This is a genomic window from Sutcliffiella horikoshii (assembly GCF_019931755.1).
Classification (GTDB): domain Bacteria; phylum Bacillota; class Bacilli; order Bacillales; family Bacillaceae_I; genus Sutcliffiella_A; species Sutcliffiella_A horikoshii_E.
Window position 1 is genome coordinate 3,982,940 of sequence record NZ_CP082918.1, and the last position, 16,094, is coordinate 3,999,033.

Annotated in this window: 15 protein-coding genes; all 15 read right to left on the bottom strand. The window is 32.5% G+C overall.

The window, feature by feature from the left end:
* Positions 1-8: 8 nt before the first annotated feature.
* On the bottom strand, positions 9-842 hold the full coding sequence (locus K7887_RS20325; protein ID WP_223491435.1) for a bifunctional 5,10-methylenetetrahydrofolate dehydrogenase/5,10-methenyltetrahydrofolate cyclohydrolase: 834 nt from the start codon (positions 840-842) through the stop codon (positions 9-11).
* A gap of 93 nt (positions 843-935) precedes the next feature.
* On the bottom strand, positions 936-2,102 hold the full coding sequence (locus K7887_RS20330) for a nucleotide sugar dehydrogenase (RefSeq protein WP_223491436.1): 1,167 nt from the start codon (positions 2,100-2,102) through the stop codon (positions 936-938).
* Positions 2,103-2,107: 5 nt separating this feature from the next.
* A complete protein-coding gene (locus K7887_RS20335) occupies positions 2,108-3,016 on the bottom strand; it encodes a glycosyltransferase family protein (protein WP_223491437.1) in 909 nt (302 codons plus the stop codon).
* Positions 3,017-3,038: 22 nt separating this feature from the next.
* On the bottom strand, positions 3,039-4,382 hold the full coding sequence (locus tag K7887_RS20340; protein ID WP_223491438.1) for a flippase: 1,344 nt from the start codon (positions 4,380-4,382) through the stop codon (positions 3,039-3,041).
* 3 nt (positions 4,383-4,385) lie between these two features.
* Complete coding sequence (locus tag K7887_RS20345) at positions 4,386-5,657, bottom strand: glycosyltransferase family 4 protein (RefSeq protein ID WP_223491439.1); 1,272 nt, start codon at positions 5,655-5,657, stop codon at positions 4,386-4,388.
* 37 nt (positions 5,658-5,694) lie between these two features.
* Positions 5,695-6,981, bottom strand: coding sequence for an O-antigen polymerase (locus tag K7887_RS20350; protein WP_223491440.1), 1,287 nt, complete (start codon positions 6,979-6,981; stop codon positions 5,695-5,697).
* Positions 6,982-7,141: 160 nt separating this feature from the next.
* Entirely contained in the window at positions 7,142-8,359 is a 1,218-nt protein-coding gene (locus K7887_RS20355; protein WP_223491441.1) for a glycosyltransferase, read from the bottom strand.
* Between the two features lie 3 nt (positions 8,360-8,362).
* A complete protein-coding gene (locus tag K7887_RS20360) occupies positions 8,363-9,220 on the bottom strand; it encodes a glycosyltransferase family 2 protein (protein WP_223491442.1) in 858 nt (285 codons plus the stop codon).
* A complete protein-coding gene (gene wecB / locus K7887_RS20365; RefSeq protein ID WP_223491443.1) occupies positions 9,217-10,350 on the bottom strand; it encodes a non-hydrolyzing UDP-N-acetylglucosamine 2-epimerase in 1,134 nt (377 codons plus the stop codon). The genes K7887_RS20360 and wecB overlap by 4 nt, the downstream gene beginning before the upstream one ends.
* A 4-nt stretch (positions 10,351-10,354) precedes the next feature.
* Entirely contained in the window at positions 10,355-11,464 is a 1,110-nt protein-coding gene (locus K7887_RS20370) for a capsular polysaccharide biosynthesis protein CapF (protein WP_223491444.1), read from the bottom strand.
* Positions 11,464-12,483 (bottom strand): nucleoside-diphosphate sugar epimerase/dehydratase, encoded by a 1,020-nt coding sequence (locus K7887_RS20375; protein ID WP_223491445.1) that lies wholly within the window; start codon positions 12,481-12,483, stop codon positions 11,464-11,466. The genes K7887_RS20370 and K7887_RS20375 overlap by 1 nt, the downstream gene beginning before the upstream one ends.
* A 2-nt stretch (positions 12,484-12,485) precedes the next feature.
* Positions 12,486-13,721, bottom strand: coding sequence for a glycosyltransferase family 4 protein (locus K7887_RS20380; protein WP_223491446.1), 1,236 nt, complete (start codon positions 13,719-13,721; stop codon positions 12,486-12,488).
* A 4-nt stretch (positions 13,722-13,725) separates the two neighbouring features.
* A complete protein-coding gene (locus K7887_RS20385) occupies positions 13,726-14,598 on the bottom strand; it encodes an NAD-dependent epimerase/dehydratase family protein (RefSeq protein WP_223491447.1) in 873 nt (290 codons plus the stop codon).
* Positions 14,567-15,253: a sugar transferase gene (locus K7887_RS20390; RefSeq protein ID WP_223491448.1), complete on the bottom strand. Its 687-nt coding sequence runs from the start codon at positions 15,251-15,253 to the stop codon at positions 14,567-14,569. The genes K7887_RS20385 and K7887_RS20390 overlap by 32 nt, the downstream gene beginning before the upstream one ends.
* On the bottom strand, positions 15,253-16,077 hold the full coding sequence (locus K7887_RS20395) for a formyltransferase family protein (protein WP_223491449.1): 825 nt from the start codon (positions 16,075-16,077) through the stop codon (positions 15,253-15,255). The genes K7887_RS20390 and K7887_RS20395 overlap by 1 nt, the downstream gene beginning before the upstream one ends.
* Positions 16,078-16,094 lie beyond the last annotated feature (17 nt).

The following is a 16,094-nucleotide window of genomic DNA, read 5'->3' on the forward strand; positions in this document are numbered from 1 at the left end:
TTTATATGTCAATTGGAATTCTCTTTTTTCCTTTTACTGGCTGATAAAACTGTCTGATATAATAGTGTTGCGATAGTAATTGGACCTACCCCACCTGGAACTGGGGTTATCGCACTCGCCTTTTCCAAACAAGACTCAAAATCCACATCTCCTACATTTCCTCCATTATAGCCGGCGTCAATGACAACTGCTCCCTCTTTTATCCAACTTCCTTTAACAAAGTTGGGCTTTCCAACTGCTGCAATAACTATATCAGCAGTTGAGACAATCTGTTCCAAACCTTCTGTATAGGAATGACATATCGTGACAGTAGCATTTGCATTTAGCAATAATGATGCCATAGGTTTTCCTAGGATAGGACTTCTGCCGATTACCACTGCATGTTTTCCTTCTACTTGAATTTTATAATGTTTCAGTAGTTTCATAATTGCCGCTGGTGTACAGGATGGATTTGCATCCATGCCCAGTGCCATATTCCCAAATCCGGTAGTTGTTACTCCGTCTACATCCTTATCTATATGTATTTTATTAAATGCATCTCTTTCATCTAGATGAGAGGGAATTGGGTGTTGTAGCAAGATACCATCTACTTCTTGATCATGATTTAGTTTTCTAATTAGTTCTAATAACTCTTCTTGAGTAGTTTCAGTGTTAAGATGATATGAAATGGAATCGATTCCAACTCTTGCACAAGCTTTTACCTTCATCCTTACATAAGTCTCGGATGAGGGATTGTTACCTACTAATATAGTTGCTAACTTAGGTACTACTTTTGTTCTTGCAAGCTCTTCCTTAATATTTTTCTCTAATATCAATACTATTGGTCTACCTAGTAATAACAAATTATCTCTCCTTTATTATCAATTGCTTTCTAAGAAAAATGCCAGATTAAAGGACTCTTCAACAATGATATGTTAAAGAGTCCTTTTTTTGAATCAATCCCTACTAAAAATATCTCTAGTGTATACCTTATCCTTAACTTCCACTAAATCCTTAGACAATCGATTTGCTACAATGACATCTGATATCTTCTTAAATGCCTCGAAATCATTGACTACTCTTGAGTTATAGAAACGCTCTTCACTTAGGGCAGGCTCATACACAACTACTTCAATTCCTTTTGCTTTGATACGCTTCATAACGCCTTGTATGGCAGACTGTCTAAAGTTATCGGAATCCATCTTCATGGTAAGCCTATAGATACCTACAATCTTTGGGTTTCTTTGAATAATCATTTCGGCAATATGGTCCTTTCGGGTTCTATTTGCATCTACAATAGCCGTCATGATATTATTTGGCACGTCTTCATAGTTAGCCAGCAGCTGTTTCGTATCCTTAGGGAGGCAATACCCACCATATCCAAACGAAGGATTATTATAATGACTGCCTATTCTCGGGTCAAGCCCTACTCCATCAATAATTTGCTGGGTATTCAAATCCCGAATCTCAGCGTAAGAATCCAATTCATTAAAAAAAGCAACCCTCATCGCAAGATAGGTATTTGCAAATAGCTTTATAGCTTCCGCTTCTGTCGAGTTTGTAAATAAGATATCAATATCGTCCTTTACCGCACCCTCCGCTAACAAATTAGCAAACACTTCCGCACGTTCTGACTGTTCACCAACAACAATTCGCGATGGATACAAGTTATCATACAATGCTTTCCCTTCCCTCAAGAACTCCGGGGAAAAGATAATATTTTCCGTCTCGAACTTTTCACGTATCGCTTTGGTATAACCAACTGGCACGGTAGACTTAATCACCATCACCGCATCCGGATTAATCGATAATACATTAGCAATAACAGCCTCTACCGTTCTCGTATTAAAATAATTCTTCTCAGGATCATAATTGGTAGGAGTAGAAATAATCACATACTCAGCATCCTTAAAAGCCTTATAATTATTCGTGGTCGCCGTTAAATTCAACTCTTTTGTAGCCAGAAATTCTTCAATCTCATTATCTATGATTGGAGATTTCTTATTGTTAATCATATCTACTTTTTCTTGAATAACATCTAATGCGATTACTTCGTTGTGTTGGGCTAATAATACAGCATTTGATAATCCTACGTAGCCTGTTCCTGCGATTGTTATCTTCACAAAAATCACATCCTTAGAAACTTTTTTATTAAACGTTTTAGTTCAATTACACGAAAATCAAAACTTGTTCCATAATGGTTTTGAAAATTCTTTAATATTCTTTTATTTATTTTTGGATCAGTTAATGTGCATTTTATTAAATTTTCATTCAATTTAACGTCGTAATGAGACGTAACCCCACTATGTGTTCCCGAACCATCCAACCCAATATTTTTTATTCGTGATTTAACGGGATAGACAGTGAGCAAGTTCTTTTTCCACTGCGAGTAGCACCAACGAATTGCCCATGAATTTATATTCCCTTCCATTTGTGCATCTAACATATTTGCCATGTCCCTACCGCCACGATTAAACTGCTTTCTCAAAGATTTATTTTTTTTAAACTTTTCATAGTCTTCTACAAACCAATCTACTTGACTCCATCTATTTTCCCATGTTGCCCATCCCCAACTGCATCCTCTATATGAATAGTAAATCTCATCCTTATAATTTTCTGGAATTTTGATTGGTATATTATAACCACTAACTGACCAGATTTTTTCTAAATCCTTGTAATACTTTAACGCATCATTCATGTACGTTAAAAAATCAGGAGCGGAAATTAAGTCATCTTCTAAAACGATTACTTCTCCATACTCATTGATAATTTCGCTTACCCCTTCTATTACTGATTTAGCTAGACCTTTATTTAGTTCTGCTTTATTAATAGTAACTGATTTAAAATAATTCTTTTCTCTGATAGAGTCTATATAATCTCGAACTGCTTGTACTTCTACAGAGTTTTCACTTCGTGCTGCATCCGAAAAAATAAAAATATTGGATTCTTTCGCTAATTTATTTGCAGATAGAGCTTCAATAGTTTTTATTGTATGTTGTGGTCGATTGTATACAAAAAGTACAACTGGAGCTAACATTATTGGCCTCCAATATTTTAAATTATAGTTTTCTAATCTTGAATAGGTTTTTAGGTAAAAAAGCTTTAGTAATCATGACACTTGATATTCGGGTCTTTGCAAAAGCGGCTAAAATAATTACATTTGCAAAAATTTGAGCTATAAGAGTTGCAATAGATGCCCCAATTCCTCCATACACTGGAATCATAATATAATTTAACCCCACATTTACTATTAAACCAGCAAAAGTGTATACTAGTGTATACTTTTGCAGATCTTCAATTAATAACCACACTGAACGAGCCGATCCTAATGTTGCAAAAGTACCAGCCCACACACTTATTATTATTATACTCGCTGCACTACTGTATTCATCACCATATAAAACAGACACAATAAAACCAGAAGATAGAATAATAATTACACCAAATACTATACCAGTCCAAGCTACAATTGAATATAATATTTGCATAGCATTCATATAACTTTGTTGGTTCTCTAATTTTTTCTTCATAATAATAGGCTTAAATGACGTAATAATAGCTAATGGAACAAAATACCACATACTTGTAATTTGAGTTGCTGCTGAATATAAACCTAGTTCTTTTTTATCTATTAATAAAGAACCAAGCATTACCTTGTCTATTTGCATGTATAGAGTAACCATAAGCCCTGAAAGAACCAAATACCAACTCTGTGATAGTATTTTTTTTGCATAAAGAAATTTGAATTTCCATTTCGTTTTTGAACTCCTATGTTTGAAATATGCAACAACTAGTGCAATACCAATTATTAATGTATCGGACATATAAATGAGAGCTAGGTGGACTAAACTTCCCTCTAATACCACAAATACAACTTTAAGTATAGCTGAGAAAACATATGCACCCATACGAATTAATGAAGAAATTTTTGATTTTTGGTATGCTTGTATCCAATATTCAATAACCTCTAAAGATTTAAAAATCATGGTAAATGACATAACCAATACAAGTAAATGAACAAGAGTTTCATTGGGGGCGACAAACCGAATAACTATACTAGTAAGCAAAGTTAAAAAAAATCCACCTAAAACCCTTAACAACAAACTTGTAAAAAGTATTGTCCCTTCTTCTTCTTCTTGCTGTACTATTATTTTTACTGATAGTGTTTCTAAACCAAGTGTAGACAAGGCTGTAAATAATGTTACGAAAGCTAACGCATAATTATAAATACCATAATTTTCGGGACCCAAATATCTAGCAACCAATGCCATTACTAAAATACCGATAGCCATTGTAAAAACTTTGTCTCCAACTAGCCAACTTGCATTCTTAATAGTTTTTGCGAGAATAGCATTATCTTTAATTCTCGAAGAAAGTAATACGATTTTATCTTTAATTTTCAATTTCTATTCCTTCTTTTGTAAAATTTCTTCGTATATCTCGAATAAACGTTTGGTGTTGTTTAGTGGATTATGCGTTTGTAATGCATTTTCTCTAGCATTTCCAGAAAATTCTTTAGCCATAATTTCATTTTCGAATATTTCACATACATAGTGTGCTAACATATATGCTGCATCGTGTTGATATAAAAAACCTTCCTCATTATGTTTTAATCTATCAATTACTCCTCCAACATATGATGCAATGCTCGGTACACCAAGAATTTTGGCTTCACTTAGTGAATTCGATTCATTTTCAATTATTGATGGTGATACAAATATATGCGACTTTAAGAAACGCTCACACATCTGTTTTTCTTGAAGAACCCCAGTAAAAGAAATATGATTTATCAAGTTATTTCTTTCTATCAATTCTTCAATATACTTCGCATACGACGATTTTTTAAGTTTATCTTTTAAGGTTTTTGCTACTGTAACATCGGGTCCTGCGATGTACACCTTTGTCTGTGGGTATTTCTTTAAAATAGAGGGTAGCGCCTCGAGCACATGATGTAACCCTTTTATAGGATAAGATGCTTGACTCAAGAATATCGAGTATTTTTCGCAATTTTCATATACCCACTCATGCTTGTAAAATTCTTCCCTTAAAGTTTCATTGCAAAAATGATAGGCAACATTGGGGTTAATCTGAGCAGCGCATGCCTTATCCCACGTTGTTCGACCGATAATATGATTTGCTTTTTGAATTGCTTCGATCTCAAGTAATCCCCTTTTTTCAAACTGTTTTTGTTGAAGGAGAATATTACTACGTTTAACAAAATCTCTGAATGTGAATCTTGTTTGAACTCTTATTGGTATTCCAGCTGTATAATGTTTTGCAATAACGGAAACAAGGCCCTGAATATTAATTACCGTTTTAATTCCCTGTTCCTTACAAATGTTTATCATTGCCAAGGAATGGGCAAACTCCGTCCCGAAAATATGAACAAGGTCCGGCTTTAACTCTAATAGTATATTTTTTAGATATTTGTTTTGACGGACGGATTCCTTGTCCTTAAAATTTATAGCAGGAAAAGAAAAGTAATTAATTTTTTCTCCAGTAAGTTTTTTTATATCTTTTGATTGTGGGTTAGGAAATGCAATTGAAAGTTTTATATTATCCTTTGTTGACAAATTTTTCGATGCTGTTATAAGCCAACCTCCAAGTGGTAGTGGATTTTCATTCATGAGATCACTTGCTTCAGGAAGTGGGATGTTGGCCAGCCATAGAACATTCATATTATTCTCCTTTAGATTCTATTAAGATAGATAGTGACTATTTTTTCTGTTTACTATAGTAAGATAGAATTAAAAACATTATTATCACTACCCAGGTGTGTGTGCTTGTTCCAATCCATCTCATTGGACTTTCAAAGATCATTAAAATAATCATAATATATGCGCCTTTGTAACCAAAGTTATTAGTTTTAAGCATTTTTTTATAGATAACTAACGAGAGTATTCCAAACATTAATGAGCCAAGTATTACCCCTAAATAACCAAAGTCATAAAAAAATGTATATACCATGGTTGGAAAAGCATTATAAATAGCACCTTCATTACTCACTGTAATATAGGTTTGATTATGTTCACTTATATAAGATGCAATAGGATTAATATCAAAACCAACAAATCTCAGAATGAAAATAAATACATCAATGATTCCCCCAAAAAAAGCACCACCGAAAAATATGGAGTCATCATTCATAGCAAGAGGAAGCATATTCTCAAAATATAGATATGGAGCAGTAAAGTATATTATGACGGTAGAAAGTACACCGCCAATTCCTCCGTCAGTTTCAAGTCTTTTTAGAGAGACAAAGACTAGAGATAAAAGAATAGTTATAATAAATACTTGCATTAATAATTTTTTTAGAAACTTTATTTGATTAATTTGCTTTCTGTTAATAAAATAGGCAGCAATAAAAACTATTCCAAATGATATAATTATACTTCTACCACCAGATGAGAAAACATAAAGTATAATGGATAGTATTGTCGCTATGACAACTAGCTTATTATATTTTTTTTGGAAAAACTGTAATGATACAAATATAATGCTAAAAACAATTACTGGAAGAACAAATAAATTATTTATAAGATGATCGTAGCCGCTCATTATTGTTTCTTGTCTAAAGTAATTATACCTTATTGCAATATAACTAACTCCTGACATTAACAATTGTAATGCCTTTACAGATCTAATAGCCAATATTGTTACCACTATTCCAAGTGACACTAACAATAACTTCAAAAATAAATTATTAATTAACTCTTGACTGAATACTTGTTGTTTCTCTTCATTAATATACTTTGGCTGTTGCTTGAAACTTGATTTTTTCAAATAATAAATTAAAGGGAAATTAAATGATAAGATAGCTACTAACATAATAAAGTAAGTATATTCACTAGGAACATATATACCAAAAAAACCAAAATTCGATATAAAAATTGTAATCCCCCACCAAAAATTAAATAAAATAAAAGGACTGTATATTCTTCTATCGATAATTGCCGAAACCATGATTAAAAAAAGACAAATAAAACTAGTTAGAATTGCCATAATTACTCCCTAATTCTTTACTTAGATATCTGTTTATTACCTTGTTTTTGTTTTGTACTATATAATCCTTTAATATTTTGACAAATACTAAAAAGTAAAGCAATTGAATTGAAAATAATATTTATTGACCATACAATAATAAATTTTATCTAAAACATAATTAAAAAGTTGATTTACTTAAAAAATCAATGATTTTATGTGTCTGTTCTTTACTATTTTTTTTACTTATAATAAAATTTTGTGCTCTAGTTCCAAACCTCCCCAATTCTTTTTCGTCATTTCCAACAAGTTTAATAATCTTATCCTTTATTACCTCATTATTAAGTGTATCTACGGTATATAAATAATCGTAATACTCTTTAGGTATACCAACTAATTTTGTTGTAAGGACAGGAGTACCCGATGCCATATATTCAAACATTTTTGAAGGAAATGAATGCTTAGTATAAATATCATCTGGGTTCCTTAGATTTACAAGCAACTTTGCTTTTTTTAGTTTTTCAAATGCTAAGTGTCGTGGCATAAAACCTAGATATTTAATACGTTTATCCAATTCTGCTCTTTTTTTAATTTCATTAGTCATATCACCTTTTCCAATTAACCATAATTCTATTGATTTATCTTCAATTAATTCGAAAACATCGAGTATTTTTGATATTCCAACTTCTTCATTTAAAGTGCCTGCATGGGCTATTGCGTTATTCTTTGGTGAAACAGCATTTAAATTGATTTTTTCACTATTGTATATACCCTCCATAATTAAGTAAGGTCTATTATTTTGGTTAACTACTTTATTCATTTCTTGTGAAAATAAAATATAAGCATTATAACTTTTTTGTAATTTATTCACAAGAAGTAAATACGGTTTAATTAACAATTTCTTGTACAACCTCATATTCTTTATTCTGTGTTTTGAATAAGTAAATAGAGATAAATCAGTAAATGTAACAACTTTTTTAATTGAGAATACCCAACCCATTATTACTATTGCTAAAGAGACAGGTGGGAAATGGCAACTCGAATAAATAAATTTATTTTTTATATGTCTATTCTTTAAGGCCCAACTCATTATTTTAATACAAGCTGATACAAAAAATGACATTTCTCTCATATAAGGGAAATTAATGAATTTTAAATAACTTAAATTCATTTCTTTCTTGTTTCTTCTGTTAAAAATAAAACTAGCCTTCGGAAAATAATCAGTTTGGTGAATACTAACAATATCAATATCTACACGGTTATCTTTTAAAAACTCGTTAGTTAATGCTTTTTCAAACATGTACTGAGCAATAAAGTAAGGTTGTTGCTGTTGTTCCTTTTGAATAAATAATTCATCATCACAAATCTTTCCAAAATATAACATTTTCACTATTTTCACCACTCAATTTTTCCTAGAATAAAATTTAAAGATAGAATACGGGAGTGAATACAAAATTTTCGAATGGATTTCTACCATTTTATCTTTTTTATTTAGAAAATTAATCCATTTACTTAATAAGGTAGAAACTTTATATGCAAAAATGACTGGCCTCGGTAAAATACTCAACACACTTTTATTCTCTTTTATTTCTTTCCAAGTACTTGCTTTATCATTAATTTGTACAAATGCTCTAAACCCCGCGTTTGATCCTCTTATTCTAAACCTTGTGTATATCCCGTTTATATATCCTATTGGATATTTCTCTGCTATTTGTTTATAAAAGTCTGTATCTTGTCCATATCTTTTCTCAATTGGAAAACGAATATTATCCTTAAACAAAATGTTTCTTTTTACAACCACACATGAAGTCTGCACTTTAAAGGAAATAAAACAATCTTTATAAACATTACCAGAGTAAATACTGGTATCAATTAACTTTGTTTTTTCTTTTCCTTCCCAAAACATCTCATATGAGTGATGACTCCAATGATAGTTATTTACTTCCATTGCACTTATCTGATCTGTAAGTTTATCCTGTAGCCATATATCATCAGAATCTAAAAAAGCAATATAGTCACCTGAGGATTTTTCAATACCTATATTTCTTGCAGAAGCTGGTCCACCATTTTGCTTGTAAACAAAATTAACACAACAATTATAACTTTTCATTAAATCTGAAATATCTTCATTAGAGCCATCATTAATAACTAGAATTTCTTTATTCTCATAACTTTGGTTCAATACACTATCTATTGCTTCCTTTAGCCATCTCTGACCTGAATAAAATGGAATTACTACACTTACTAGTGGTTGATTCATTCTTTTTCTTTCCTCCAAACAACTCTATTCACATAGTCCGTATAAGATAATATTATTCTAACAACTTTATCAGACACATTAGGCATGCTATAATCCCCAACAAGTCTTAAAGTTCCCGTTTCTTGATTTTCTAAAATCTCTAAGCCTTGTAGAATTCTTTCTTTAGTAAGACCAATCATCATTACCGAGGCTTCTTCCATCGCTTCTGGTCTCTCATGAGCTTGTCTAATATTCAATGCTCTAAACCCAAGTATAGAAGATTCTTCACTAATTGTCCCACTATCACTAAGAACCGCTTTCGCTTTAATTTGAAGCTTTACATAATCATTAAACCCTAATGGTTTCATTGTTTTTACTAATGGATTAAACTTTACTCCTTTAGAATTAATCATATTTCTAGTTCTAGGATGCGTACTCACAATTACAGGCTTTTGATACTTTTCTGCAATTGCATTCAAGCTTTCTATTAGATCTAAGAAATTGGTTTCTGAATTAATATTTTCTTCTCTGTGTGCTGAAACTACAAAATAATTTCCTTCCTCAAGCTCTAGTCTCTCAATTACATCCGATTTCTCAATATCATCTTTTCTAGAGTTGAGGACTTCGAACATTGGACTTCCAGTCTTAATAACTCGGTCTGCAGGGATTCCCTCTCTTAGAAGATACTCCCTTGCTATATCACTATAAGTTAAATTTATGTCAGCAGTATGATCAACAATCTTTCTGTTCGTTTCTTCGGGTACTCTTTGATCAAAACATCTATTCCCTGCTTCCATATGAAAAATTGGAATTTGTCTTCTTTTTGCAGCAATTGCACATAAACAACTATTAGTATCACCAAGGACCAAGACAGCATCTGGATTTACTTCTTCCATAATAGGATCAATCTTAACAAGAATGTTGCCTATAGTTTCTACTGCAGTTCCAGTCGCTGCATTAAGAAAATAATCCGGCTTTTTTAAATTAAAATCATTAAAGAACACTTCGTTTAGCTCATAATCATAATTTTGTCCTGTATGAACAAGAGTGTGTTCTATTGCCTTTGATTTTTCTAATTTATTTAAGACAGCCGATAGTCTAATAATCTCTGGTCTAGTACCGACTACAGTCATGACTTTTAATTTCTTCATTTAATTATACCTCCATGAAATAGGTGTCTGGTTTCGCTGGATTAAAGTACTCATTCGCCCACATAATTGTAACCATATCAGAATCACCGAGATTCTCAATATTATGTGTGTAGCCCGTAGGAATATCTACGACTTCCAACTTATCTCCACTAACAAAGTATTCCAGAATTTCATCTTTATCAATTTTTCTAAATCGAATAACTCCATTCCCACTTACCACAAGGAACTTCTCATTCTTTGTATGGTGCCAATGATTGCCCTTTGTTATTCCAGGCTTAGATATATTTACTGAAACCTGCCCTCTATCTTGTGTTTTTATAAATTCAGTGAAAGACCCTCTTTGATCTACATTCATCTTAAGGTCATAACTAAACTTATCTTTTGGCAAGTAGCTTAAGTAAGTACTGTATAATTTTTTGGTGAAAGAGTCGGACATATTAGGAATTGAGCGTTCATCACGACTACTTTTGAATGAGTAAATCAAATCAACAATTTCTCCAAGTGTAATCTTGTGTACGACTGGAACTTTGCAATAATCTCCAATTATATTTGCCTTTCTATTTAGAGCATTTATGAATTCTTCTACTACATTATCAATATATACTAAGTTCATTAGAACACTAGGATCGTTAACGTTAATTGGTAGTTCGTGAGCAACATTGTAACAAAATGTAGCTACTGCACTATTATAATTTGGTTTACACCATTTTCCAAATATATTAGGAAGACGGTAAACAAATACTGTGGACCCTGTTTCTTTCCTATATTCAAAAAGCAAATCTTCGCCAGCTTTTTTACTTTTACCATATGGATTACTTAGTTCAGCTTGAATAGAAGAAGAAATTAATATTGGACAAGTATTTTGGTGCTCTTTTAACTTTTTCAGTAGTGTCGAAGTAAACCCATAATTACCATCCATAAATTCAGACTGATCCTTAGGACGATTTACTCCAGCAAGATGAAACACAAAATCAGCTTCTTTACAGTATTCATCAAGTAATGAAGGGTCTGTTTTTCTACTGTATTCAAAAATATATCCATAATTTCGGTTTTTTAGTTCTGCGATTAGGTTTTTCCCCACAAAGCCTTTTGCGCCAGTAACAAGTATTTTCATTATTTGTTCCAGCCTTTCAGCTCTTCACGAACATAATCAAGCATTAATAACTTATCTTTAATGGCTTCTATTGATAACCTGTCAGTATTATGTGAATTATACTCATCTTCAGAAGATAATTTCTGATCACCTTCTACAAAGTATTTATCATAGTTTAGATCTCGCTTGTCAGCAGGAACACGGTAAAACCCTCCCATATCTTGTGCGACTACATGTTCCTCTCTAGTTAGAAGAGTTTCATATAACTTTTCACCGTGTCGGGTACCTATTACCTTTATTTCATTATCAACATTAAACAATTCCGTTAACGCTTTCGCTAACTCGCCAATAGTCGATGCTGGGGATTTCTGGACCATAATATCACCCGCCTCGGCATTTTCAAATGCGAATACTACTAGTTCTACTGCTTCCTCTAAACTCATTAAGAATCTAGTCATACTTGGATCAGTAACTGTTAATGGTTGTCCGTTTTTTATTTGTTCAATAAATAGAGGGATTACGGAACCTCTTGACGCCATTACGTTTCCATATCGAGTTCCACAGATAAGCGTTTTACTCGAATCTACAGTATTTGACTTTGCAACAAATACTTTTTCCATCATTGCTTTTGAGATACCCATTGCATTAATAGGATAAGCTGCTTTATCAGTAGACAAACAAATAACTTTTTTTACGTTATTTTCAATAGCAGCAGTTAGAACATTTTCCGTACCAATCACATTTGTTTTTACAGCTTCTAATGGGAAGAACTCACAGGAAGGTACCTGTTTAAGTGCAGCAGCATGAAAGATGTAATCAACACCATACATTGCATTTTTTACACTAGCTAAATCACGTACATCCCCTAAATAAAATTTAAGTTTTTCGTTTTTATAAAGCTTTCTCATATCATCTTGCTTCTTTTCATCTCTTGAGAATATACGAATTTCTCTTATATCCGTATCTAAAAATCTTTTCATAACTGCATTTCCGAATGAACCTGTACCACCTGTTATTAATAAAGTTTTATCTTTAAACATATTTAGCCCTCCAGTATTTCTTTCATCAAATATACATATTGTTGAGTACAATGTTCTTTAGTATACTTTTTAAGGAAAACATCCCTACAATTACCGCCCATAATTTTACATTTTTCCTTATCATCACGAAGTTCTTTAATTGAATTTATTAATTTCGGGGTTTCCCCAACTTCCATGGCATAACCCGCATTATTTTCTGTTAAGTCCTTCGCTATATCAGAATCCTCTCCCATAATGGCTATAACAGGTTTGCTAGCCATCATATAACTATATGTTTTACTAGGAACAGCTAAGCCAGTTAACCCTTTTACCAAACTTACTATGAAACAATCACTAATATTAAGTGCATCCTGAAAATCTTGACCATGTAAAAAATCAAATATACTTACATTATCTAATTTTTCTTTTAGTACTATCCCCTTCAAGATATCCATCTTATTTCCGTGTCCAGCAAATACAAATTGAACCTTCCTATCATCTTTGAAGTGGCGAATTGCATTCACTAACGTATCAAGATCCTGACATATACCCATATTCCCAAAATAGGAGACTATGAGGTTGTCATCTTCTTTTATTGAACGAAACAACTTGTTTTCTAAAGCATCTTTAGAATCAGAAATCCCTCTATCTTCATACCAATTTGGTATTACTTCAACTTGCTGTTCAGATAACTTTGTTCTATGTTTAAGTAGATATGCTTTCATCTCATTTGATAAAGCTACTACTTTATTTACATGTTTAAATACACCCATGTTAACTAATTTCATTGTTTTACTTATAATGCTATGTTCCCTAATACTATTAGTAATATGAGCCATCTCTGGATATACATCGTAGCTTATGAATACAACCTTAGTATTAAAAAGCTTAGAAGCTAGAACTGCTATTAGTGGTAATACTGGTGGATTAGAATAAACAACTACTACCCTATACTTTCTTAATTCATTTAGGCGTAATGCAGCTGAGAGAGTGAAAGAAAAGTAGTTAATCAATCTTCCAACAATATTACTACGTTTTAGTTGAATATATTTTAATCTTTTGATCTCAATGCCTTTATGACTTTCTTTCAACGGGACATTATTTTTAAGACTATATTCTTCAGGATAACCCACTAACGCGCCAACAGAAAATCCTGCTTTCTCAAGTGCTTCTGCAGTATCAAAAGGTAGTGTTGCAGACGAAACATATTCAGGATAAAAATACTGACATAAAAATAAGACATCTTTCTTTTTATTCATTTTATTACTCCCTACCTTCAGTACTCATAACTGATTCCTTAAAAGATACAGTCTCATAATCTAATCTCTTATTATTCAGCAAAGTCCCTGGACTACCTGGCAACTCTCTGTCATAAACTAAAGAGCCAAAGACTTTTCTAAATGTTTCTGACCGTTTAAGGCCTAATATTATAGCCCAATTAATAATGCTCGTTACTCTCAAAGGTTTCCCATGAGCATCTGCAATAGATTTTACTAATTTAGTGGAACTTATATAATCTTTGTTTTGCGGAAAGAATAATCCATCAACCTCGTATTTGATTAATAACCTAAGGAATTCAGATAAATTATCAATATAGATCATGCTTCGCGCATTAACTGTATTAGGAAAGAATGGTGCTTTTAAAGCCAAAGTTGCTAGTCTACTATAGTTACCAGGACAATTCTTGCCATAAACTATTGGTGGTCTTAGAATGGATATGCGGAAGTTATGATCTCTTAGCTTTTCAAGTAACTGTTCCGCTTCATATTTCGACTTTGCGTAAGGTGTCTTTGGTACAGGGACTGTAGTATTTTTTATATGTCCTGTTTCCGTACCATAAACCCCCATAGTACTTAAGAAGATGAACTGCTTAACTCCTTCTTTTTTTGCTTTTTCAGCTAGTTCTATAGTAAGGTCTCTATTAATCTTATAGTATTGATCTGAATTATTTTCTTTCACATGAACAATAGCTGCCGTATGAAATATTACATCATACTCTTTAAATGTGCCTTCCTTCCATCGATTATCTCTTACACTCAAAGTTTCTACTATGTATTCATTTGGATATTGAGAAACCCAACTTTTAAAGGAGGTACCTATATAGCTATTCGCTCCTGTTACTAGAATCTTCTTCAATGGAAACAGCCTCCTCTTTTGTAGCTGCCACTTCATTGTATTCATGTTTAATATTGACTAAACTCTTGTCAAGGTATCTATCTTCCCCTAGCACAACTACTCCAATTGTTCTCATGATAATCTTTAAATCAAGCCATAAGCTATAGTTTTCTATATAATAAACATCCAGCTTGTACCTATCTTTTAAAGATAAATGAATATTTCCGCTCACTTGTGCTAAACCTGTCATACCAGGTCTCATGTCTAGTCTTTTAGAAATTTCATCATCATAATCCACAAGGGAAGCAATTCTCTCAGGCCTTGGACCGACAAGACTCATTTCCCCTTTTAGTACATTTAATATTTGGGGAATTTCATCAAGTTTAGATCTTCTCAAAAACTTTCCAATATAAGTGATTCTGTCATCATCTTTCTTAACTTCTTGACCCTTAACCATTACATCTGACCCTGGTTTCATTGTTCGATATTTATATACTTTAAATATTTGTTTATTGAGTCCTGGTCGATCTTGCAAGAAAAATATGGGTCCTTTTGAAGTTACTTTAACTAAAATCGCAATCGTTACCCATATTAGTAGAAAAGGAATTAACACAACCAATGAGATTACAATATCCATCGTTCTCTTTATAGATCTTTGAATCTTTTTCCCTTCCATTACAATCCCTCTATCTCATAATCTATTAATTTCAAATAACCGTCGCTAAGTTCTATTTCTCCATCAGTATCGCTTGTTTTACCTGACCAAATTCTAATAGTTTTATCTCCATCTTTGTAAAATGCACCTGGATACGGGTGTGTAACAGCTCTAATCAATTTATCTGCTTCATCTACAGTCATGTTACTTAGGATTTCGCCATCTTCAGGCTTTCTTCCAGGCCATTCAGTAGCAACAATATTATTTTGCTTTGTTAGTGTAATGTTATTATTAACAATATCTTCCCAATACTTTGCTATAAGTGTAATATGCATATCGTCAACTTTTTGATAGAGCTCTGTAGCTGTTGTAGTTTGATCCAGTTCTATTACCCCTTGGCCAATAATGTCACCAGTATCAACACCTTGATCTAACTTAAACATCGTTACACCTGTTTCATCTAAGCCTTTAATAATTGCCCAGGGTATTGCTGCTCGTCCCCTACCAGTAGGTAATAATGTAGGGTGCATACCAATACAGCCATAGGTAGGTGCTTCAAGAACTTCCTTTTTGGCTATTTGTGACCAACCGATAATGAATAGCCAATCTATTTGGTGATCTTTTAATGCTTGAAGTACATTCTGATCATTAATATTATTGATTTTTAGTAATGGTGCATCATGCTTAGTTGCAACCTCATCCAAATAGATTCTTCCCGACTTATTCCTTGCTTTCTCATCATGAAGAGTGATGAGTAAATCTAAGTTGCCACCTACGCGGTATATTTCTTCAATGCAACTAAGTCCTAACTGGACACATGTCGCAAATGCTATTTTTTTCTTCAATTTACCTCATCCTTTCA

Excerpts from the sequence above, each read along its gene's own strand:
- K7887_RS20335 (WP_223491437.1), bottom strand. The coding sequence starts at position 3,016 with ATGTTAGCTCCAGTTGTACTTTTTGTATACAATCGACCACAACATACA.
- K7887_RS20370 (WP_223491444.1), bottom strand. The coding sequence starts at position 11,464 with ATGAAAATACTTGTTACTGGCGCAAAAGGCTTTGTGGGGAAAAACCTA.
- wecB (WP_223491443.1), bottom strand. The coding sequence starts at position 10,350 with ATGAAGAAATTAAAAGTCATGACTGTAGTCGGTACTAGACCAGAGATT.
- K7887_RS20350 (WP_223491440.1), bottom strand. The coding sequence starts at position 6,981 with ATGGCAATTCTAACTAGTTTTATTTGTCTTTTTTTAATCATGGTTTCG.
- K7887_RS20345 (WP_223491439.1), bottom strand. The coding sequence starts at position 5,657 with ATGAATGTTCTATGGCTGGCCAACATCCCACTTCCTGAAGCAAGTGAT.
- K7887_RS20375 (WP_223491445.1), bottom strand. The coding sequence starts at position 12,483 with ATGTTTAAAGATAAAACTTTATTAATAACAGGTGGTACAGGTTCATTC.
- K7887_RS20360 (WP_223491442.1), bottom strand. The coding sequence starts at position 9,220 with ATGAATCAACCACTAGTAAGTGTAGTAATTCCATTTTATTCAGGTCAG.
- K7887_RS20390 (WP_223491448.1), bottom strand. The coding sequence starts at position 15,253 with ATGGAAGGGAAAAAGATTCAAAGATCTATAAAGAGAACGATGGATATT.
- K7887_RS20380 (WP_223491446.1), bottom strand. The coding sequence starts at position 13,721 with ATGAATAAAAAGAAAGATGTCTTATTTTTATGTCAGTATTTTTATCCT.